Annotated in this window: 21 protein-coding genes and 1 tRNA gene; 13 read left to right on the top strand and 9 right to left on the bottom strand. The window is 64.8% G+C overall.

The genetic code is table 11. The features are described 5' to 3' along the window. Position 1: 1 nt before the first annotated feature. Positions 2 to 1252 (bottom strand): bifunctional phosphopantothenoylcysteine decarboxylase/phosphopantothenate--cysteine ligase CoaBC, encoded by a 1251-nt coding sequence (gene coaBC, locus ACT6Q8_RS12285; RefSeq protein ID WP_444732830.1) that lies wholly within the window; start codon positions 1250 to 1252, stop codon positions 2 to 4. Between the two features lie 467 nt (positions 1253 to 1719). On the opposite strand from coaBC, the gene petA reads away from it, so the two are divergent. The 4 genes from petA (at position 1720) to ACT6Q8_RS12305 (ending at position 5231) form a co-directional block, all read left to right on the top strand. Continuing rightward, entirely contained in the window at positions 1720 to 2265 is a 546-nt protein-coding gene (petA, locus tag ACT6Q8_RS12290; protein WP_054166886.1) for a ubiquinol-cytochrome c reductase iron-sulfur subunit, read from the top strand. Positions 2266 to 2292: 27 nt separating this feature from the next. Then, a complete protein-coding gene (locus tag ACT6Q8_RS12295) occupies positions 2293 to 3573 on the top strand; it encodes a cytochrome b (RefSeq protein ID WP_054166887.1) in 1281 nt (426 codons plus the stop codon). Positions 3574 to 3587: 14 nt separating this feature from the next. After that, a complete protein-coding gene (locus tag ACT6Q8_RS12300; protein WP_054166982.1) occupies positions 3588 to 4373 on the top strand; it encodes a cytochrome c1 in 786 nt (261 codons plus the stop codon). 84 nt (positions 4374 to 4457) lie between these two features. After that, positions 4458 to 5231: an RluA family pseudouridine synthase gene (locus ACT6Q8_RS12305; protein WP_054166983.1), complete on the top strand. Its 774-nt coding sequence runs from the start codon at positions 4458 to 4460 to the stop codon at positions 5229 to 5231. Here ACT6Q8_RS12305 and ACT6Q8_RS12310 read toward each other — a convergent pair. The 4 genes from ACT6Q8_RS12310 to ACT6Q8_RS12325 all read right to left on the bottom strand — a co-directional run bounded on the left by ACT6Q8_RS12310 (position 5191) and on the right by ACT6Q8_RS12325 (position 8391). Further along, positions 5191 to 5508 (bottom strand): putative quinol monooxygenase, encoded by a 318-nt coding sequence (locus ACT6Q8_RS12310; RefSeq protein WP_054166888.1) that lies wholly within the window; start codon positions 5506 to 5508, stop codon positions 5191 to 5193. The genes ACT6Q8_RS12305 and ACT6Q8_RS12310 overlap by 41 nt on opposite strands. An 18-nt stretch (positions 5509 to 5526) precedes the next feature. After that, complete coding sequence (locus tag ACT6Q8_RS12315; RefSeq protein ID WP_444732829.1) at positions 5527 to 6018, bottom strand: hypothetical protein; 492 nt, start codon at positions 6016 to 6018, stop codon at positions 5527 to 5529. Further along, positions 6018 to 7169 carry a DUF2157 domain-containing protein gene (locus ACT6Q8_RS12320; RefSeq protein ID WP_054166890.1) on the bottom strand — a complete coding sequence of 384 codons (1152 nt, stop codon included), beginning with the start codon at positions 7167 to 7169 and terminating at the stop codon, positions 6018 to 6020. The genes ACT6Q8_RS12315 and ACT6Q8_RS12320 overlap by 1 nt, the downstream gene beginning before the upstream one ends. 61 nt (positions 7170 to 7230) lie before the next feature. Then, positions 7231 to 8391 (bottom strand): MFS transporter, encoded by a 1161-nt coding sequence (locus ACT6Q8_RS12325; protein ID WP_444732828.1) that lies wholly within the window; start codon positions 8389 to 8391, stop codon positions 7231 to 7233. Between the two features lie 177 nt (positions 8392 to 8568). Between ACT6Q8_RS12325 and ACT6Q8_RS12330 the strand changes: the two genes are divergently transcribed. From ACT6Q8_RS12330 to ACT6Q8_RS12355, 6 genes are all read left to right on the top strand, one after another. Further along, positions 8569 to 9081, top strand: a complete 513-nt coding sequence (locus ACT6Q8_RS12330; protein WP_444732827.1) for an HPP family protein — start codon at positions 8569 to 8571, stop codon at positions 9079 to 9081. Between the two features lie 285 nt (positions 9082 to 9366). Further along, a complete protein-coding gene (dnaN, locus tag ACT6Q8_RS12335) occupies positions 9367 to 10485 on the top strand; it encodes a DNA polymerase III subunit beta (RefSeq protein WP_054166891.1) in 1119 nt (372 codons plus the stop codon). A gap of 616 nt (positions 10486 to 11101) precedes the next feature. Continuing rightward, positions 11102 to 12265 carry a DNA replication/repair protein RecF gene (gene recF, locus ACT6Q8_RS12340; protein ID WP_054166892.1) on the top strand — a complete coding sequence of 388 codons (1164 nt, stop codon included), beginning with the start codon at positions 11102 to 11104 and terminating at the stop codon, positions 12263 to 12265. Positions 12266 to 12322: 57 nt separating this feature from the next. Beyond that, a complete protein-coding gene (gene gyrB, locus ACT6Q8_RS12345; RefSeq protein WP_444732826.1) occupies positions 12323 to 14893 on the top strand; it encodes a DNA topoisomerase (ATP-hydrolyzing) subunit B in 2571 nt (856 codons plus the stop codon). A gap of 80 nt (positions 14894 to 14973) precedes the next feature. After that, a complete protein-coding gene (locus tag ACT6Q8_RS12350; RefSeq protein WP_444732825.1) occupies positions 14974 to 16068 on the top strand; it encodes a potassium channel family protein in 1095 nt (364 codons plus the stop codon). 126 nt (positions 16069 to 16194) lie between these two features. Further along, a complete protein-coding gene (locus ACT6Q8_RS12355; RefSeq protein WP_444732824.1) occupies positions 16195 to 17901 on the top strand; it encodes a thiamine pyrophosphate-binding protein in 1707 nt (568 codons plus the stop codon). Positions 17902 to 17966: 65 nt separating this feature from the next. On the opposite strand, the gene ACT6Q8_RS12360 is transcribed toward ACT6Q8_RS12355, so the two are convergent. Both ACT6Q8_RS12360 and ACT6Q8_RS12365 read right to left on the bottom strand, forming a co-directional pair. Continuing rightward, positions 17967 to 18040 (bottom strand) — tRNA-Gly (locus ACT6Q8_RS12360). A gap of 85 nt (positions 18041 to 18125) precedes the next feature. Further along, a complete protein-coding gene (locus ACT6Q8_RS12365) occupies positions 18126 to 18782 on the bottom strand; it encodes a GNAT family N-acetyltransferase (protein ID WP_082372096.1) in 657 nt (218 codons plus the stop codon). Between the two features lie 393 nt (positions 18783 to 19175). Here ACT6Q8_RS12365 and apaG point away from each other — a divergent pair, with 393 nt between their 5' ends. Next, a complete protein-coding gene (gene apaG / locus ACT6Q8_RS12370; protein ID WP_054166986.1) occupies positions 19176 to 19568 on the top strand; it encodes a Co2+/Mg2+ efflux protein ApaG in 393 nt (130 codons plus the stop codon). Between the two features lie 254 nt (positions 19569 to 19822). After that, the gene (gene folE / locus ACT6Q8_RS12375) at positions 19823 to 20467 is read left to right on the top strand and encodes a GTP cyclohydrolase I FolE (protein WP_054166987.1); all 645 of its coding nucleotides are present in this window, start codon (positions 19823 to 19825) and stop codon (positions 20465 to 20467) included. 56 nt (positions 20468 to 20523) lie between these two features. On the opposite strand, the gene ACT6Q8_RS12380 is transcribed toward folE, so the two are convergent. Continuing rightward, on the bottom strand, positions 20524 to 20751 hold the full coding sequence (locus tag ACT6Q8_RS12380) for a helix-turn-helix transcriptional regulator (protein WP_054166896.1): 228 nt from the start codon (positions 20749 to 20751) through the stop codon (positions 20524 to 20526). Between the two features lie 3 nt (positions 20752 to 20754). After that, entirely contained in the window at positions 20755 to 21192 is a 438-nt protein-coding gene (locus tag ACT6Q8_RS12385; protein WP_444732823.1) for a hypothetical protein, read from the bottom strand. Between the two features lie 151 nt (positions 21193 to 21343). Here ACT6Q8_RS12385 and ACT6Q8_RS12390 point away from each other — a divergent pair, with 151 nt between their 5' ends. Further along, positions 21344 to 21706, top strand: a complete 363-nt coding sequence (locus tag ACT6Q8_RS12390) for a tRNA-binding protein (RefSeq protein WP_444732822.1) — start codon at positions 21344 to 21346, stop codon at positions 21704 to 21706. Positions 21707 to 21790: the final 84 nt, after the last annotated feature.

Here is a 21790-nt window from a genome sequence, read left to right on the forward strand (position 1 = left end):
CTTATTTCTTTCCGTTTACGAAATGATCACTGATGGCGGTCGCCAGACGACTTGCCACCTCGGTCTTGGCCAGGTTTTCCCAGGCTTCCTCTGTGCCGTCGGCGCGGATGACATGCACGGAATTGCGATCACCGCCGAAGGTGCCGGTGGCTGGTGAGACATCATTGGCCACGATCCAGTCGCACCCCTTGCGCAACCGCTTGGCGCGGGCATAGGCCACGACATCATTCGTTTCGGCAGCAAAACCAACCACCAGTTCCGGGCGATCCGGTCCGGCTGCCGACAGGTTGGCCAGGATGTCGGGATTCTCGGTCAAGGTCAGGGCCGGCGGTCCGCCGCCCTCCCTCTTCTTCAGCTTCTGCCCCGCCGCACCATCAACGCGCCAATCGGCGACGGCAGCGGCGGCGACAAAGATATCGGCAGGCAGGGCGGCCCGGCAGGCGGTCAGCATCTGCGCTGCCGTCTCCACCGCCACCACATTCACCCCCGGCGGGTCAGGCAGGCGCACAGGGCCACTGACCAGCGTCACCCGCGCGCCCAGCGCGACCAGCGCCGCCGCGACCGCGTGGCCCTGCTTGCCGCTGGACCGGTTGGCGATATAGCGGACGGGATCGATGGGTTCATGGGTCGGCCCACTGGTGACCAAGGCGTGGCGACCGGCCAGCGGCTTCGGCGCTGCCTGCGCCGCGAACCAGCCGGCCAGATACTCGGCGATGGACAGCGGTTCCACCATGCGGCCCGGCCCATATTCGCCACAGGCCATGGCCCCGTCATCCGGCCCGATAATGCCCACACCGCGCGCGGCAAGCAGGGCCAGATTGGCCTGGGTGGCCGGATGTTCATACATCCTTACATTCATGGCGGGTGCGACCAGCACAGGCTTGTCAGTCGCCAACAGAACCGTCGTGGCCAGATCATCGGCCAGACCGTGGGCCATGCGGGCCAGGATATTGGCCGTGGCCGGGGCCACCAGAACCACATCCGCCGACCGCGACAACTGGATATGCCCCATGGCCGATTCGTCGGTCAGGGACCAGAGATCGCGATAAACCGTGTCCTCCGAAACCGCCTGCAGGGTCAACGGCGTCACGAACTGCGCCCCGCCATCGGTCAGCACCACGCGCACCGATGCCCCGCGTTCACGCAGACGGCGCACAAGGTCTGGCGTCTTGAAGGCGGCAATCCCCCCCGCCACTATCAGTAGGACGCGGCGGCCGGCGAGTGATTGCACAGGCGATTGCGCGGTGGACAAGGGCGATATCCCTTCGGCCCGGTGATGGGGCAGATTGTTTACCGGTAAATCAGCGCATTCTGCCGCCAGAATGCACGGCGGTCGCGCTGTGAAATCAGGGATATTCCCAAACCGGGACGGATGCAAGCGCGCCGCCATGCGCATGCGCGGGGGGATCGATGCCCCAGACGCCGGACAGCGCGACAGATTGTCCAGAAGCATGCGCTTCCCAACCGTTGGCGGGCCATGTATATCGAACATCCGCGACCGGAGGAGCCTCCGGCCGCTCCGTTCGTGCTGGCCTCCCGCCCCATCGCACCGTCCGCGTCGCACCGCATCCCCCGATGCGCGCTATGACGCAGTAAGTGGGGGTGGAAAGACCCGCGGACAAGCCCAATTCAGCCCGGATTTCCGGGTCCATATCGTTGTTTCAGTAAAAGGCGTCGGCCCGACGGGGGCCGCGTCCATTCGCCGAGGAGATGAGAGGTATGGCGGACACCATGCATGCGGGCGACGGCCAGACCCGCCGCGACTTCATCTATCTGGCTGGCGCCGCCATGGGCGGTGTTGGTGCCGCTGCTGCTTTGTGGCCCTTCATCCACAGCATGAACCCGGCCGCCGACACGCTGGCCCTGGCCAGCATCGAGGTCGATCTGGCTCCAATCCAGCCGGGTCAGGCCATCAAGGCCATGTGGCGCGGCAAGCCGGTTTTCATCCGCAACCGCACCCAGGAAGAGATCGATGCCGCCCGCGCCGTGCCCACGGCTGAGCTGATCGATCCGCAGCCGGACCAGGCCCGTGTCAAGGAAGGCAAGGATAACTGGCTGGTGCTGGTCGGCGTCTGCACCCATCTGGGCTGCATTCCGCTGGGCACCTCCTCGGGCGAATCGAAGGGTGATTTTGGCGGGTGGTTCTGCCCCTGCCACGGATCGCACTACGACACGTCGGGCCGCATCCGCAAGGGCCCCGCGCCCTTGAACCTGCACGTGCCGGAATATGCGTTCCTGACCGACACCCGCGTCAAGATCGGCTAAAAGACAGATCCAGTCAGGGAGTGCCAGATGGCTCACGCCCCACAGTCCAATTTCGAGAACCCGGTGGTGAACTGGATCGACCAGCGCCTGCCGATCTTCACGATGATGAACAAGGAGTACGGGTCCTTCCCGACTCCGCGTAACTTCAACTATTTCTGGAACTTCGGCGCGCTCGCCATGTTCGTGCTGGTGACGATGATCGTCTCCGGCATCTTTCTGGCGATGCACTACACCAACAACACGTTGTATGCCTTCGACAGCGTCGAACGCATCATGCGCGACGTGAATTGGGGCTGGATGATCCGGTACATCCACGCCAACGGTGCGTCGATGTTCTTCATTGTCGTCTATATCCACATCTTTCGCGGCATCTATTACGGTTCCTACAAGGCGCCGCGCGAATTGCTTTGGATTTTCGGCGTCATCATCCTGCTGCTGATGATGGGCACCGCCTTCATGGGCTATGTGCTGCCCTGGGGCCAGATGTCCTTCTGGGGCGCCACCGTGATCACCAATCTGTTCTCAGCCATACCGGTGGTGGGTGAGAGCATTGTGACCCTGCTGTGGGGTGGCTTCTCGGTCGATAATCCGACCCTGAACCGCTTCTTCGCACTGCACTATCTGCTGCCGTTCGTGCTGCTGGCCGTTGTGGTCCTGCACGTGGCGGCCCTGCACATCACCGGGTCCAACAACCCGCTGGGTGTGGAGCCGAAGGGTCCGCAGGATACGCTGCCGTTCCATCCCTACTACACCACGAAGGACATTTTCGGCCTGACGGTCTTCCTGATCTTCTTCGCCTCCTTCGTGTTCTTCGCGCCAAACCTGCTGGGCCACCCGGACAATTACATTCCGGCCGACCCGCTGGTGACGCCGGCGCATATCGTTCCGGAATGGTACTTCCTGCCCTTCTACGCGATCCTGCGCTCCATCACCTTCGCTATCAGCCTGCCGTTTACCGACGTGGTGCTGATCCCGGCGAAGCTGGGTGGCGTGTTGGCCATGTTCGGCTCCATCGCGATCCTGTTCGTCCTGCCCTGGCTGGACAGCTCGCCGGTCCGTTCGGCCCGTTTCCGCCCGATCTTCAAGTGGTGGGTGCTGCTCTGCCTGGTGCCGGCCTTCTTCATGCTGGGTTATGCCGGCGGCAAGCCCGCTGAACAGCCCTACGTGCTGATCGGCCAGTTGGGCACGGTGATGTATTTCGCCTTCTTCCTGCTCCTGCCGATCATCGGCCGGATCGAGAAGCCGCTGCCGCTGCCGGCCAGCATCGCCAACCCGGTTCTCGGCGGCAACGCCGCCACCGCCAAGTGATGGGAGAAGGCCTGATGCGTCGTCTTCGTACCCTTATCGCCGCAGGCGCCATGACCATTGCTGGCCTGACCAGCACGGCCCTGGCCGCCGGCGACGTGCCCCTGCCCCCGGCCCAGACCTGGGCCCATGGCGGGGTGAACAGCTTCCTGTCCTTCTTCAAGGGCTATGATTACGCTTCCGTGCAGCGCGGCTTCCAGGTCTATAAGGAAGTCTGCTCTGCCTGCCATTCGATGCACCTGCTGTCGTACCGCAATCTGCACGACATCGGTTTCACCGAGGCGGAAGTGAAAGCCATTGCCGCCGCGCAGGAAATCAACGACGGCCCCAACGACCAGGGTGAGATGTTCACCCGGCCTGGCCTGCCTTCGGACCGGTTCAAGAACCCGTTCCCGAACAAGCAGGCCGCAGCCGCCGCCAATGGTGGCAAGGCTCCGCCGGACCTGTCGCTGATCGTGAAGGCCCGCGCCCATCACGAGGATTACATCCACGCCCTGCTGACCGGCTACACCGACGCCCCCGCCGGCTTCGAGTTGTCGCCGGGCGCCAATTACAACAAGTACTTCCCCGGCCACGCCATCGCCATGGCGCAGCCGCTGTACGATAGCGGCGTGACCTATACCGACGGCACCGCCGCCACGATCGATCAGCAGGCCAAGGATGTGACGAACTTCCTGGCCTGGGCCGCTGAGCCCAAGCTGGAAGAGCGTCGCCGCGTCGGCCTGATGGTCATGCTGTTCCTGGTGTTCTTCGCCGGCATCATGTATGCCGCGAAGCGTCGCCTGTGGTCGGAAGTCCACTGAGCGGACGCCGGGTTCCGGTAGAATGAAAGGGCCGCACCGGCAACGGTGCGGCCCTTTTCATATGAAGATAAGATTGCCGATGCCATGACCGAAGACGATCTCCTTGCCCGCCTTCTCTATCGTGACGGCCTGATGCTTGTGCTGGACAAGCCGGCAGGCATCGCCGTGCATGCGGGGCCGGATACGGCCAAGGGCAAGGGCGATAATCTGGAACGGCATTTCGATGCGCTGCGCTTTGGCTTCCCGAAGCCACCATCGCTGGCCCACCGGCTGGACCGCGATACCTCGGGCTGCCTGATCTTAGGCCGGCATCCCAAGGCGCTGCGCCGGCTGGGCATCCTGTTTCAGGAAGGCAAGGTCGCCAAGACCTACTGGGCCGTCGCCCTGGGCCACCCCGCCGACAATAGCGGCAAGATCGATGCCGGCCTGACCAAGGTTAGCGACGCGCGGCGCGGCTGGCGCATGGTCATCGACAAAGAAAATGGACAGGCGTCGGTCACGATCTGGCGGGTGCGCGGACGCGGCGAACTGCCGGGCATCGGCCCCGTCAGTTTTATGGAACTGAACCCCAAAACCGGTCGCACCCATCAGATCCGGGTGCATATGCAGCATCTGGGGCATCCGCTGCTGGGCGACCCGATCTATCTGCCGCCCGGCGCGGCGGGCAAGGTGGGGGACATGCTGCACCTGCATTCCCGCGCCGTCACAGTGCCCATTCAGGCCACCAAGCCGCCCGTCACCATCACGGCCCCCGTCCCACCCCACATGCAGGCAGCGCTGGCCGCCTGTGGCTGGGCGGGGGAGGATGCAAGCACTCTCAATCCTCCGGCCACAGCTCCGTCACCTGACCGACCCTGACCACGGCGTCGCCCTGTTCGGCACGCCAGGCGCTCCAGCGCTGAAAATGCGCCGAGGCATGGTGGCTGCGCATCGCCGCCTCATCCACGAATTCCTCCCAGACATGGAAGATGGCAGGGCCACCCTCCTTCTCCTCGGACGGGGAGCGGGCGGCACGGAACTGGATACAGCCCGGCTCCTGCCGGCTGTGGCGCAGGTTATGGCCGAAATATTCCATGAACCCGTCCAGATGGGTCAGCGCGACCTCCACCCGGATCAAACGGCCTTCACGCGCCATAACGGCATTCCTCCCTGGCTATTCGGTTTCGGGCAGGGATTTGCCGTCAACCTGGACATCCTCCAAAGCGATGCCACCCTTGCCGTCGAATCGCACGGCGACATCAACCCGCACCTTGGCATCACGCAGCAGCACCTCCAGCCGGAGCGCCCGTTCCTGCGACTGGTAAATCCGCAATTCCCGCCCCGGATCGGCCAACGGATAAGGACAGGCCGACAGGACATCCGGCGTGCAGGCCGGCAGGGCAGTGAAGCCGGGCCGGCCATCGGCGCCACCGGGTGTCAGACAGACACAGTCTCCGGCGCCTGAGCGCCCCGGCGGCAGCCCGGCAATATCCAGCCGCGCCAGCAGATAATGGCCGCGCAGCAGGTCGCGCGGGTCAAAGCCGGCCAACCGGACCCGCAGCAGCGGCTCCTCTGCCCGCAGCAGCGGCAGCGACAAGGCCCAGCCTGTCAGGATAAGGGTCGGCAGGATCAGCAGGGCCGCGCGCAGCAGCATCTCCTTGCGCATCAGGTGCCCTCCCCCGCCTGCTGTGCTTCACCCCAGGCCATGACCCGCCGCGCGGCAAAGGCCAGCCCCAGCAGCACGAGGCCGGCCAGGACCAGCCCGAAGCCGGTGGCCAGCAATCCGCCCGTGGCATCCAGATAGGCGATAAAGACCCGTACCGCGATCAATGCGACGGCCAAGCGGAACCAGCCCGGCCGTTCCGTCAGCAAGGCCAGCCGCGCCAGAGCAATCCAATAGAGGCAAAACAGCACCCCCGTCACAATGGCGGCCAGAGTGCCATCCAGCAGGAAAGGCAGCACCGACAGCGGTGGCGCCAGGGCGAGCAGGGCGCCGAAGCCCAGCCGCATCCCCCTCATGTCCCCCGGCGACAAGGCGTGGGCGGCGGCGATGGCCATCATGCCCACGACCCCGCCGATACCGGCATCCCACATCACATCCGGTTCCGGCACCCCGTCGATCAGGGGACGCAGCACCAGCAGCAGGACGGTCAACCCGCCGATCAGCGTCCCCACTGCCGCCCGCCCCAGATGGCGCGCCCAGACCGCCGGCACAAGCCGGGGCGACAGCCGGGCCAAATAAAGCAGCGCAAGAAACAGGATCAAGATGCTGGCTGACAGGCGTCTGTCATGCAGCCAATCCCAATGGTCGGACAGCAGGGCACCGGCCCAGGTGAACAGGCCCAGGACCCAGACCCAGCGGTTCAGCCCACCGCGTGCCAGGGCCAGCGTGAAGGGTGTGGACAGCAGCAGCCATCCCCCCATCAGGCCGCTGGCGCTGCCCTGTAACTGGAAACTCTGTCCGATATGCGCGATCAGGGCCAGGGTGGACAGCGACAGCAGCAGCACCCCGCCTTCGACCCGAACAGACAGCGAGGTGGGCCCCGCCCAATGCCAGACAAGGCCCCCCAGGACCAGATTGATCAGGATATGCAGGCCCAGGCGCGGGCCGATGGGGATGGCGTCCCAGTTGGCGGCGATGATGGCGATGATGCCGACACCGATAGTAAAGGCCCCCAGCACCGCCAGGGCCAGCGCCAGCTTCGGTTTGCCGCGGCTGGCCTCGAACGCGGCGATGCGAGCGGCCTGATCATCGCTGATCAACCCTTCGCGCCGCCAATCGGCCAGCTTTGCCTCCAGACCGTAACCCCAGCCCATGCCGCCTTTCCCATCATGACCGCGCACAGGGTGGCGGAAACCGCTACCCTGCACAAGCAGATCAGTCCGGCAGCCGGGGCAGCAGGATCAACGCTGCCAGCCCCACCGCCTGTACCAAAGCCACCGCAAGGGTCAGGGCCGGCAGGCCCAGGGTGATGAACGGGGCCAGCAGGGCGGTGCCCAGCGACGAAATGCCGGTAATGAACAAGATCACCAGGGCCGAGGCGCGGTCATCATCGCCGCGCCCTGCCATGATGGCCCGCAGGAAACCCGGCGGCCCACGCAGGCCCAGCCCGATATTCATGGGCGCGAACAGCACCGACAGCATCCAGACCGGCCCGCCGCCCGTCCAGCCGAAGATCAGCAGCAGGACGCCCGACAGAAAGGCCATGGCCGTGCCGATGCTGATCATGCGTTCGATCCCGAACCGTCGTGCCAGCCCGCCGGCCAGATTGGCGGTGATGGCGAACAGGGTGACGCCGATGGCCTGCATCACCACGAAATCCCCCATGCCACCACCCATGCCGGCGGTGATGGTGACGGGCGCGCCGAACACGAAGATCAGCAGCCCGCCCAACACCCCGCCATGCGACAGGCCATAGCGCAGGAAGACCGGATCGCGCAGCAAGCGGCCATAGGAACCGCCCTGCCGTTTTTCCACCCGTCCGCCCGGAAGAATACCCAAACCCGCCGTCAGGCAGGCCAGCACCAGCAGAGCCGCCAGCGTGATGGCCAGGAACGGCGCCTGCCACCCGGCCCAGGCGATCAGGGCCGCCCCCGCCAGCGGGGCGGCACCCGGTGCAATGGCCTCGATCGAACCCAGCAGCGCCAGGGCGCGCATGGCCCCGACCTCATCGAACAGACGGCGGATGATGCCGGGTGCGAAGACGGCGGGGGCGGACCCGGCCAACCCCTGCCCCGCGCGCAGCGCGATCAGCACATCCAGATCGGTGACCAGCACCGACATGCCCGACAGGATGCCGAACGCCGCCATGGCACCCAGCAGCAGGAAGCGTCGGTCGAAACGTGCCGCCAGCGTGCCGAACAGCAGCATGCCCGCCATGGCGCCCGCTACATAGGCGGCGATCACCAGCTGCGCACGCGCCGCATCACCCCCCGGCCAGCCGGCCAACAGCGGCAGCGCCGGCAGGACCAGATCAATTCCCGCCAACCCCAGAAGCGTTCCCATCACCAGCAAGGCGCAGATCAGCGTCCGCGTCATCACCCACATCCCTCTTCCAAAGCTCCGCTCAATAAATCCGATTTCGGATCAATTCCGGCAGCGCACAATCCAGACAACAGGCATGCACAGCGCTCAACCGAGTGCCACGATAGAGATTGATTGCAAATTGTGCGATCTCGGGTCAGAAAACAGGCACGCAATGCACAGGATTTACCCATGCCGCGTCATCTGCTGGTCCGTCATGAATCCCGCCATCCGCATCTGGCCGCCCATGTGAAGGCCGGACTGGGGGCGACCGTGACCATCGCGGCGGCGGGGTGGCTGGCCGGGGTGACGCATCTGCCGCTGCTGCTGGCGCCGTTCGGGGCCAGTGCCGTGTTGCTGTTCGCACAAGCCGCAAGCCCGCTGGCCCAGCCGGTGAACGTCATCGGTGGCTATCTGCTGGCCGGCCTTGTCACCCTGCTGGCCCATATGGCCCTGCCCGCCGATTGGTGGGTGGTAGGGCTGACAGTGGGGGCCGCCATCACCATGATGTCACTGGCCCGCCTGACCCATCCGCCGGCGGGCGCCATGCCCGTGGTGGTGGCGGGATCGACCACCATGCCAGCCCTGGAACTGCTGGCCATTGCGGTGGCCGGGGCGGCGGTCATGACCATCTACGCGGCCCTGCATCATCGTCTGCCGCCGCGTTTCGACTATCCCAAGCGCCCCGCCCCCATGGTGAGCTAGAGCGTATTTCCGGTGACCGGAAATACGCTCTAGTCGTTCGTTTTCCTCAGGCGCCGGCGCGGCATCCGCCGCTTGGCTTCACGCCGCACGTGCGGCGCGGCGGCAGTCGCCGCCGGAGCGTTGGCCGGGTCGTACCCTGTCCATCAGACAGTGGCCCGATCCATGCAGCAAACCCCTGTTATGTCCGATGTCTTATGCTATGGTAGCGCCCCTTCCGGCCCTTGGCCGGGGGATTGGAAGAACATTGTCGTCCCCTTTCGGGGGACCTAGCCGACCGGAACCAGGATGAAGATCATCATCGAACGTGCCGCCCTGCTTCGCTCCCTCGGGCATGTGCAGAGCATTGTCGAACGGCGCAATACCATTCCGGTCCTGTCCAATGTCCTGTTGAACGCGGCCAATGGCGAACTGTCGCTGACCGCCACCGACATGGACCTGGAGATTGTGGAAAGCGTGCCGGCGGAAATCGCCACGCCCGGTTCGGCAACCGCCCCCGCCCACACCCTGTATGACATCGCCCGCAAGCTGCCCGATGGCAGCCAGGTGGAGCTGGATGCGACGGGCGATGTGCTGACCCTGCGGTCGGGCCGGTCGCATTTCAAGCTGGGCACCCTGCCCATCGATGATTTCCCGCAGATGGCGCAGGGCGATCTGGCCCACAGCTTCACGCTGACCGTCAGCGAGTTGAAGGCCCTGATCGACCGCACCAAGTTCGCCATCAGCACCGAGGAAACCCGGTACTATCTGAACGGCATCTATGTGCATGCGACCAAGCCGAAGGGCGGCGACGCCCCGGCCCTGCGTGCCGTGGCCACGGACGGTCATCGTCTGGCCCGCGTGGAAGTGCCGCTGCCCGAAGGCGCGTCCGCCATCCCCGGCGTGATCGTGCCGCGCAAGACCGTGCTGGAAGTGCGCAAACTTCTGGACGAGGTCGCGGGCAGCATCGATGTGCAGCTGTCGGAAACCAAGGTCCGCTTCGCCTTCGACAATGTCGTGCTGACCAGCAAGCTGATCGACGGTACCTTCCCGGATTATGAGCGCGTGATCCCCGCCGGCAATGACAAGGTGCTGGAGGTTAATTCCAAGTCCTTCGCCGCCGCCGTGGACCGCGTCGCCACCATTTCGACCGAGAAGTCGCGCGCCGTGAAGCTGTCGCTGGGCCGTGACCTGCTGACCCTGTCCGCCAGTTCCGCCGATGCCGGTTCGGCCACGGAAGAGCTGGAAATCGCCTATGACAACACGCCCTTGGAAATCGGCTTCAACAGCCGTTATCTGCTGGACATCACCGGCCAGATCGAAAGCGGCACTGCGCGTTTCCAGATGGCTGACGGCGGCTCCCCCACCATCGTCCGCGACGCCCAGGACGCCACGGCACTCTATGTGCTGATGCCGATGCGCGTGTGAGGATAGTTGTGGGTTGAGTTTGTGGAACGCCCTGGCCGGGAGACTGGCCAGGGCGTTTTGCTTAGGGCTGGGGCTTGCGCGGGGTACCGCTTTGCATCACGCTGCTCATGCGACGACGAAGGGGATATCGCTGGATGATGCTTCGGGCAACTATACGGGACGAGCGCAACTTACGCCCTTATCTGCTCGGCTCACTGGCGGCAGTGGCCTACTGGGGTGGTTGTATCGGAGTATTGTGGGATACCCGTCCAGACGTCGTACTCGTCCCTTATTTATGCGTTTTCAGGACCGAGATCATTGAAGAGGTCATGTCCCCACCAGCACCTCCACCAAGGACCAGGGGCATGCCCGATTAATGACATGTATGCCGGTGTAAGTGCCTTTGGCACAAAGGGGATTTCGGTGTCTGCGCAAAGCGAACAGTTGGTTCAAAGGAGGGTGGCCCCGCCCCAGGACATCGCTGCGGCGATAAGACGTGCGCAAGCTCTTGTTCGCCGGTATGTTCCTGACGGCGTCAGTCTTGCCGATGAACTGATCGCCAAGCGGGGAGCCGCCGCCGAGGTAGAGTGAACATCCGTTGGACACCCATCCAGCACCTTCGAACTGCACCCATATGATGAACCCCATCCCCACCCTGGCCGTCACCCGCCTGACGGTGACCCGGTTCCGATCCTATGCCAGCGCGCGGCTTGAATGCGATACGCGGCCTGTCGTGCTGACGGGGGAGAACGGGGCGGGCAAGACCAATATTCTGGAGGCGGTCAGTTTCCTGGCCCCCGGTCGTGGCATGCGCCGGGCCAAATTGTCGGAGATTGAACGCATCGGCGACAGTTCAGCGGCGGATTGGACGGGCGGCCCCGGCTGGGCCATCGCCGCAACCGTCGCCACGCCGACCGGCCCGGTAGAGATCGGCACGGGCCGCGATCCGGCGGGTGGGGAGAGTGAGCGGCGGCTGGTCCATATCGATGGCCGCCCCGCCAAGGGCCAGATTGCGCTGGCCGAGCATGTCTCCGTCGTCTGGCTGACGCCGCAGATGGACCGGCTGTTCCTGGAAGGGGCGGCGGGGCGGCGGCGGTTTCTGGACCGGTTGGTCTTTGGGTTTGACAGCGGCCATGCCGGGCGCCTGACCAAGTACGAAAACGCCCTGCGCGAACGTGCCCGCATCCTGCGCGACGGCCCCGTCGATCCCGCCTGGCTGTCCAGCCTGGAAAGCCAGATGGCAGAAACCGGCATCGCGGTGGCGGCGGCACGGGCTGACATGGCGGCAAGGCTGGAAGCGGCGGCGGCACAGGGGGTTGGCCCCTTCCCCGCCCCTGGCATCGCGATCATTGGGGCCGTCGATGCGCTGCTGGCCGGGCGCCCGGCGCTGGACGCCGAGGAAGGTTTCCGCAAGGCGCTGGCCGAGGGGCGGCGGGCCGATGCGGCGGCGGGTGGCGCCACTATTGGTCCGCACCGGTCAGACCTTTCCGTCACATACCGTGCCAAGGATATGCCCGCCGAATTGGGCAGTACGGGGGAGCAGAAAGCCCTGCTGATCGCCATCGTGCTGGCCAATGCCCGTCTGATGCGGGCAGAGACGGGAACCGCCCCGCTGCTGCTGCTGGATGAGGTGGCGGCCCATCTGGATGAAGGCCGCAGGCAGGCGCTTTTCGATGAGATTCTGGCGACCGGCAGCCAGGCCTGGATGACCGGTACCGATGCCGGTATCTTCCGCCCGCTGGGAGCGTCCGCCACCCATGTTACGGTTGCACAATCGCGATTGTGCCATGCGGAATTTTAGGCGTCCGCCTGCGCTTTTACCCCTGTTTTCCGGCTCTTTCTGCTACACTCCGGCACCATGACGAACACCGATCACAACACCACCGCCGCCCTGTCCGTTTCCGCTGCCGCAGAGGAATATGGGGCCAGTTCCATCAAGGTGCTGAAGGGCCTGGACGCCGTCCGCAAGCGCCCCGGCATGTATATCGGCGACACCGATGACGGGTCCGGCCTGCACCACATGGTGTATGAGGTGGTGGACAACGCCATCGATGAGGCGCTGGCCGGCCACGCCGATCGCGTGGATGTGCGCCTGAATGCCGACGGGTCCGTGACGGTGCGTGACAATGGCCGCGGCATTCCCGTGGACATTCACAAGGAAGAAGGCGTGTCGGCGGCAGAGGTCATCATGACCCAGTTGCATGCCGGCGGTAAGTTCGACCAGAATAGCTACAAGGTGTCCGGCGGTCTGCACGGCGTGGGCGTGTCGGTGGTGAATGCCCTGTCAGAGGTGCTGGACCTGCGCATCTGGCGCCAGGGCCGGGTGTGGGAAATGCGCTTCGCCCATGGCGATGCGGTGGCGCCGCTGGCCGATGTCGGCCCCGCCCCCATCGTCCAGCAGGGCAAGCGCGCCGGGGAGGCGCTGACCGGCACGGAGGTGACCTTCCTGCCGTCCAAGGCCACCTTCACCAAGACCGAATTTGATTTCCAGACCCTGGAACACCGCCTGCGCGAACTGGCCTTCCTCAATTCCGGCGTCCTCATCATCTTCACCGACGCGCGCGGGGTGGAGCCGAAGTCGGTTGAGCTGTTCTATGAGGGTGGGCTTGAGGCGTTCGTCGCCTATCTCGACCGGTCCAAGACGGCCCTTCACAAGCCCGGCATTTATGCCAAGGGTGAACGAGCGACAGAGGCCGGCGTTCCCGTCGGTGTGGAAGTGTCGCTGCAATGGAACGACAGCTATCACGAGACGACGCTGTGCTTCACCAACAACATCCCGCAGCGTGATGGCGGCACCCATCTGGCCGGCTTCCGCGCTGCGCTGACCCGCACCGTTAACAAATACGCGGAAGAAAGCGGCATCCTGAAGAAGGAGAAGGTGGCGCTGTCGGGCGACGATATGCGTGAGGGCCTGACCTGCATCATCTCCGTCAAGGTGCCAGACCCGAAATTCTCCAGCCAGACCAAGGACAAGCTGGTTTCGTCCGAAGTAGGCCCCGTGGTGCAGGCGATCTGCGCCGACGCCCTGTCCTCCTGGTTTGAGGAACATCCCGCCGACGCCAAGCGCATCGTCGGCAAGGTGGTGGAAGCCGCCGCCGCGCGTGAGGCCGCCCGCAAGGCCCGCGAACTGACCCGCCGCAAGGGGGCGCTGGACATGGCCAGCCTGCCCGGCAAGCTGGCCGATTGTCAGGAACGCGATCCGGCCCTGTCTGAACTGTTCATCGTGGAGGGTGATTCGGCCGGCGGTTCCGCCAAGCAGGGCCGTTCGCGCCAGAATCAGGCCATCCTGCCCCTGCGTGGCAAGATCCTGAATGTGGAGCGTGCGCGCTTTGACAAGATGCTGTCATCGGCTGAGATCGGTACCCTGATCGCGGCGCTGGGCACCGGTATCGGGCGTGACGAACTGAACCCGGAAATCGGGTTCCAGATCGAAAAAGCCCGCTATCACAAGATCATCATCATGACGGACGCCGACGTTGACGGCGCCCATATCCGCACCCTGCTGCTGACCTTCTTCTATCGGCAGATGCCGCAATTGATCGAGAAGGGCTATCTCTACATCGCGCAGCCGCCGCTGTACCGCGTGAAGCGCGGCACAGCCAAGGAACGGTATCTGAAGGATGACCGCGCGCTGGAAGATTACCTGATCAACCAGGGCACGGATGATGTGTTCCTGGTGGCTGCCGACGGCAGCGCCAAGGGTGGGGACGATCTGCGCGGTCTGGTCGAGCAGGCACGCGCCGCGAAGGCCGCCATCCAGGCCCTGGCCCGCAAGGCCGGGAACCGCGACGTGGTGGAACAGGCCGCCATCATCGGCGCCTTGTCCTCCAGGCTGCTGGACGATGCGCCCCGCGCCGCCGAACTGGCCGGCATTGTCGCCGACCGTCTGAACGTGCTGGCGCGTGACCGCGCGCTGGCCGCCGGTGATGCCATGGCCGTGGATGCCACCCCCGCCGCCATTGGCGGTTGGCAGGGTACGGCGGATCAGGATGGTCTGATCCTGTCGCGCACCCGCCGCGGCGTGACCCATCGCCATGTGCTGGATGCCGACCTGCTGAAAAGCGTTGAGGCACGCCGCCTGGACGCCATGTTCGATCACCTGTCGTCCACCTACACCGTCGCCGGCACCCTGCGCCACCGTGTGAGGGATTTGCGCCATGTCACGGGCCCGGCCTCGCTGTTCGAGGGCGTGATCGACCAGGGCCGCCACGGCCTGACCATTCAGCGCTACAAGGGCCTGGGCGAAATGAACCCCGAACAGCTCTGGGAAACCACGCTGGACCCCAATGTCCGCACGCTGCTGCAGGTGAAGGTCAACCATGCGGACGACGCCGAGGATGTGTTCAGCACCCTGATGGGCGACGTGGTCGAACCCCGCCGCGCCTTCATCCAGGAAAACGCCCTGAAGGTCGCGAACCTGGACGTGTGATAATGGAAGGGCGGGGCTGGCAACATCCCCGCCCTTCTGCTTTCTGCTGCCGCTCTTCCGTCCCTGGCCACTGACCGACCATGCTGTCCCTGCTCTATCGCTGGTTCCGCTCTCCCCGGTCACGCCTGCATGAGGTGACCCTGGGCCGGCGCTTGGGCACGCTGGTGCTGTGGGTGGCCGCCGTCTGTGCGGCCCATGTCATCGCCATGATGGTGCTGGAAGGGATGGCCCTGCGCGATGCGCTGTGGCTGACAGCTACGACAATCGTCACCGTCGGCTATGGCGATCTGTTCGCCAAGACCGATGCAGGGCGGCTGGCCACGGTCGGCTTCATGTATATTGGCGGGATTTTTGTGGTGGCCAGCCTGGTGTCGGCGCTGGTCGATTGGCGCATGGATCAACAGGAACGCAAGGCCAACGGGACCTGGGGGTGGAAATTGTCGAACCATCTGCTGTTGATCGGTGAACCTAGCGGCGACGCAGTCCAGCATCTCTGCCGGCTGGTCGATCAGGTCCGCGCGCATGAGGATTGGCGCGACACGCAGATTCTGTTGCTGACCCGCGCCTTTGAGACAACCCGCCTGCCGACCGCACTGGCCGACCGTGGGGTCGTGCATGTTACAGGCAGTGCGGCGGACGCCACGGCGCTTGCCCATGCCGGGCCTGACCGTGCCCGCACCTCCCTGGTCTTTTCCAGCTCCGAAACCGACCGGGAGGCGACGGCCCGCGTGCTGGATACCGTCCTGCGCCTGCGGGAAGCGGGACAGACAACCGCCATCGTGGCCGAATGCGTCGATGTCGGCGACCATGACCGTCTGGCCCGCCTTGGTGCTGCCCAGCCCATCCGCGTCATGCACGGCTATCCCGAAGTGGCGGCCCGCGCCATCGTCAGCCCCGGATCGGAGGCGCTGATCGAACAGCTGTTCACGGCAGAGGGCGATGAATGCCGCCGGATCGACTTGCCCCGCATGTGGGAAGGAACCTGGCTGGATCTGCTGACCCGTATCGCCGGGGCCGGCATCGGCACCCCCATCGGCTATCTCTGCGCCGATACCGGTGCCGTCCTGGCCAATCCGGTGGGCCGCACCATCCGGGCCAAGGCGCTGTTCCTGATCGTCGGTGATGACCGGCAGGTTACGGCTGCCCGCGACACGGTACGAACCTTGTCGCTGTAATGGCGCTTCGCCGCGAATGACCGTCGAAACGACGGGATCATCACCGCAATCCGCCCGATCCGCCACTTCAATCCGGCGGTCATTGCCGCCACAATCGCGGCAATCAATTCTCAAGGGACCGCCGTCATGACCATGCACGCAGCCATCGCCCCTGGCATCACCCCAAACACCGCCCGTACCGGCGCCCGCCTTCTGGTCGCCGCCCTGGAGGCGCAAGGGGTGAAGATGGTGTTCGGCGTGCCGGGGGAGAGCTATCTGCCGGTCCTGGACGCCCTGCATGACAGCGGCATCCGCTTCATCACCTGTCGGCAGGAAGGCGGGGCCGCCATCATGGCAGAGGCGCAGGGAAAGCTGACGGGACGTCCCGGCATCTGCTTCGTCACGCGCGGGCCCGGCGCCACCAACGCCTCTGCCGGCATCCACATTGCCCAGCAGGACGCCACGCCCATGATCCTGTTCGTGGGACAGGTGGCACGCGACATGCGCCAGCGGTGCGCGTTCCAGGAGGTGGATTACAGCGCCGTCTTTGGCAGCATGACGAAATGGGCGTTGGAGATCGACAACCCCGCCCGCATCCCGGAACTGGTCTCCCGCGCCTTCCGCGTCGCCTGCCAGGGCCGGCCGGGTCCGGTGGTCATCGCCCTGCCGGAGGATATGCTGGCGGAATTGGCCGATGTGGCCGACGCCGCCATCACCCCCACTGTTGAGGCCTTCCCCGACCCCGCTGCCATCGATGATCTGGCCCGGCGTCTGGCCGCCGCCGAACGCCCGCTGGCCATCCTGGGCGGCAGCGGCTGGACCGCAGAAGCAGCTGCCGCCTTCGCCAACTTTGCCGAGGCACACCATATCCCCCTGGCCGTGGAGTTCCGCCGCCAGATGCTGGTGAGCGGGATGAGCGAGGCCTATGCCGGCGACCTGGGTTTCGGAGCCAATCCGGCTCTGCTGGCCCGCGTGAAACAATCCGATCTGGTTCTGCTGCTGGGCGGCACCATGGGGGAGGTGCCGTCACAGGGCTATGAACTGCTGGGCATCCCCAATCCCGGTGTGCCGCTGGTGCATGTGCATCCCGGTGCCGAAGAACTGGGCCGCGTCTATCAGGCCGCGCTGTCGATCCAGGCCAACCCGCGTGCCTTCGTGACCGCTGCCCTGCCCACCCTGGCGCATGCCGTCCCAGGCCCGCGTGCGGTCTGGCGGGAGGCGGCACGCGCCGCCTATCGCGCCTGGACCGATGATGTGCCGGCCAATCCCGGCCCGGTGCAGATGGCGGAGGTCGTGGCGGCCCTGCGCGCCCTACCGTCTGATTCGGTGATGTGCAACGGCGCCGGCAACTACGCCATCTGGCTGCACCGGTTCCATCGCTACCAGGCCTATGGCACGCAGTTGGCGCCGACCAGCGGGTCCATGGGCTATGGCCTGCCCGCTGCCGTGAGTGCCAAGCTGCACCAACCCGACCGCACCATCGTGGCGCTGGCCGGCGATGGCTGTTTCCTGATGCATGGGCAGGAATTTGCCACCGCGGTCCAGCATGGCGCGGCCATCGTGGCCGTCGTCATCGATAATGGCATGTACGGCACCATCCGCATGCATCAGGAGCGTGAATTTCCCGGTCGCGTCCTGGGCACGCAGCTCTACAGCCCCGATTTCGCAGCACTCGCCCGCGCCTATGGCGGCGTCGGCTTCACGGTAGAAAAGGCGGGAGAGTTTCAGGCCGCCTTCGACGCCGCTATGGCCAGCGGCCGCCCGGCCCTGGTACATGTCCGCCTGGACCCCGAAGCCATCACCCCGACCAGCACCCTGTCCGGCATCCGCGCCAAGGCCTTGGCTGGGTCATAACCCCGAAACGACAACGGCGCCCTGTTGGGGCGCCGTCTGTACAACCGGATTAACCGGAAAGTCGTTGGAGCGGGTGAAGGGAATCGAACCCTCGTCGTAAGCTTGGGAAGCTTCTGCTCTACCATTGAGCTACACCCGCGCCGGGACCGTTCTTATATTGGGTTCCCGATGCCGGATCAAGGGTCTAATCGTCTTCTGATCGCCCCTTGGCCGACCCACCCGGTTCAGCGCGCCGCGCGCCGCAGACGACGTCGGGACACCGGGGTGTCCAGGTCGGCCCCCTGGGTCAGGGCGGCGAACAGCGCAAGCTTGGTGACCTTGGCGGCGGCGCGGGGGGCGGCAGACGTGGCCGCAACAGCAGCCGTCCGAACCTTCGCCGGCTTGGCACGACCCACCATGCCGGTGACGCCGGTCAGGGCACCTTCTACGAGTTCCAGACCCTGGAACCGGGTCGGATCAACCGGGCCGGGCAGTGACAGGCCCGTCACCAGATCCCGCTGGAACCCGAAGCGCACATAATAGGGAGCATCGCCGACCAAAATGACGATGCGGTGACCCAGAGCCTTGGCGGCCTCCAGGCTATGGCGGATCAGCTTACCGCCCAAGCCTTCGCTGCGGTGAGCCGGATCGATGGCGATGGGGCCCAGCATCAGGGCCTGGACGCTGTTGCCCAGCATAACCGGCCAGTAGCGGATGGTGCCCAGCAGCACCTCGTTCCCCGCCTCATCCGTATCGGTCGCGACAAAACACAGGTCGGCCACGGGGGCGACATTCTTGCGCAGGCGATACACGGTCTTGGTGTGGCGCTTGGGGCCGAAGGAGCTGTCGAGAAGCTTTTCGATGGCGGCGGCGTGAACCGGCAGCTCAAGCGTGATGTTCATACGATTGGGGTTTCCCGGCAAAATGGAATGTGGGGGAGACACTGTGAGAAGCGTCTGGCCGGGACCCCCACGCAGATGGCGTCAGGTCCCGTGCACAAGAACCGGCCGCCCGTAGAAGGGGACCGAGATCTTTCGTCGTCGCAGGGGCGTGAAGCGCAACATCGCGCGGCTCGTAAGCAGTTGACCGTGATTTGCTATATGAGGCCATCCGCCCCCCGACGCAAGCGGCGTTTTCATGACGAAGTTCCCCCTGACCGGATGCGTCGGCAACCGCCTGGGATTGTGTGGGGACGGAACCGGCCTATAATGCTGATCTCCGGGCATCTTTCGCCTGCGGGCCATGATGAAATCCGGGATCAGATCATCGGATCGGAAATGGGACGGGAGGCCGCCATGTACAGCGACACGACACGCGCGATCCGGGTGACGGTGGAGCCGCGCTACCTGCCCGACCAGTCGCAACCCACGGAAGGCCATTATGTCTGGGCCTATCATGTGCGGATCGAGAATTTGGGGCAGGAGACGGTGCGCCTGCGCACCCGGCATTGGAAGATCACCGACGCGCGGGGCCGATTAATGGAGGTGCGGGGGCCGGGCGTGGTGGGCGAACAACCCCTGCTGCGGCCCGGCGAACATTTCACCTATACCAGCGGCACCCCGCTTTCCACACCGTCCGGCATCATGGTCGGCAGCTATGGGATGGAAAGCGAGGCCGGGGAGAGCTTTGACATCGCCATCCCGGCCTTTTCCCTGGACAGTCCGCATCAGGAACGGCGGCTGAACTGACGCCGTCACCGACGATCAGGGGACGGAAAATCCGCACGCCGGGGGGATATCTGAAATCGGCGCTTGAAACATTCGGCGAACAAGCCATCTGCTTCTCCTGCCGGGACTGACCTTGACCCTTTGAGGTAGCCCGGCCGGCCGGATCGGGGGAACTGGCCGGTGGCCCGCCCTGCAAGGGGGCTGCATGCAAGCCGAACACATACATTGAGGAGTGCATCCCCGTGACCGTGCCCAAGAAGAATGACGACAAGGTCGTGCCGGGTCCCGTCCATGGCCGCCGCGCCGGACCCGCCGCCACCAACCCCAATCTGGTTCGCCCCAGCAAGGCGGAAGCCGAAGCCGCCGTCCGCACCCTGATCCGCTGGGCCGGTGATGATCCAGACCGTGAGGGTCTGGTGGGCACGCCCGACCGCGTGGTCCGGTCCTATGAAGAGTTCTTCGCCGGATATGAGGTCGATCCTGTCGATCTTCTGGCCCGGACCTTCGAAGAAACCGACGGCTATGACGAGATGGTCGTGCTGCGCAATATCCGGCTGGAAAGCTATTGCGAGCATCATATGGTGCCCATCATCGGCAAGGTCCATATCGCTTATCTGCCGCGTAACCGCGTGGTCGGCATTTCCAAGCTGGCACGCGTGGCCGAGGTTTATTCCAAGCGCCTGCAGATCCAGGAAAAGATGACAGCCCAGATTGCCAACACCGTCGATGAGGTGCTGGAGCCTCTGGGCGTGGCGGTAGTAATCGAAGCGACGCATCAGTGCATGACGACCCGTGGCATTCACAAGCCCGGTGTCACGATGGTCACCAGCCGCATGCTCGGTGCCTTCCGCGAGGACGAGAAGACCCGGCGTGAGTTCCTGGCCATGATCGGCAACCCCGCCAGCAGCGGCGAGGGCTGATCCGTTCCTCTGCGGAACGATGAGACGGGGGCGGCCCTTTCGGGACCGCCCCTTTTTCATGGGTTTGCCGCCGCACCGTCCCCTTGCCATTGAAACACTGTTTCCAGCGGCACCTGAAAGACCTGGGCAATGCGGAAAGCGGCCTCCAGGCTGGGTGAATATTTTCCCTGTTCGATTGCAGCCACCGTCTGGCGCGTCACGCCGATCCGGTCGGCCAGTTCCTGCTGCGTCATCTCGCCAGCCTCGAACCGCAGGCGGCGGACTTGATTGGTGAAGGGCAGCATGGATCACCAGCCCCGGCGGTACATGAAGACCTGCGTGCCCAGCCGCGACAGTTCGGCCAGCAGCAGGGCGAAAAATATGAAATTCACCAGCATAACCTTGTCGGCACCATGGTGCAGGCTGAGCATGGCGCAGATGATTCCCGTCACCAGGACGTAAAAGCCAGTGCGGGTGCCCAGCAGGCCGACCTGCCGGTCACGCTCGTCTTTGGGGCTGCGCGCTTCTGCCGGGGTACGGATCGCTGTTACGATGGCCAGTGCCACGGCCAGCACCACCTGCCCTACAATCAGGCCGATGATGCAGGCCACCATCCACATGAACTGGCCCCCACCCGGTACCGCAGCCCAGCCGAGATACGAGCCGAAAACCGGCCCGAAATAGGCGACACCGAAACCCAACAGGACCAGCAACTGCGTCCAGGCCAGTTTCTCCCGGAATGACATGTTAATCTCTCCATTCATAATGTTGGATATTTTTAACATTATGTGCAGCCTCGTCGCGATCATGTCAAATATTTTTTACATGCATTTTCCCTTTCCCGTCTTCTCGCAGCGCAACATACTGCGGTGAGGATCGTGGAGGGAGACAGGGCAGATGGCGGAGAACGGGACGGGCAGCAGCAGCCCCATCACCTATGATGATTTCCAGAAGGTCGATATCCGGGCCGGTACCATTGTCAAGGCAGAGCCCTTTCCAGAGGCGCGCCGCCCCGCCATCAAACTGTGGGTGGATTTCGGCGACCCGATCGGCATCCGCAAATCTTCCGCGCAGATCACGGCCTATTATCAGCCGGACAGACTGATCGGCCGGCAGGTCGTGGCCGTCACCAACTTCCCGCCCCGCCAGATCGGCAAATTCATGTCAGAGGTTCTGGTGCTGGGCGTTCCCAGCGATACGGGTGAAGTGGTTCTTCTCTCACCCGATCAGCCCGTGCCCAATGGCGGAAGGATGTATTGACCATCAAAGCCTGGGGAGCAGGCCGAAACGGCATTTGGCATTGTGTACGGGCTTCTCTCACCCTTAGGAAAAGCACGGCTGATC

The organism is Niveispirillum sp. (genome assembly GCF_052437035.1).
In the GTDB taxonomy this organism is placed as follows: Bacteria; Pseudomonadota; Alphaproteobacteria; order Azospirillales; family Azospirillaceae; genus Niveispirillum.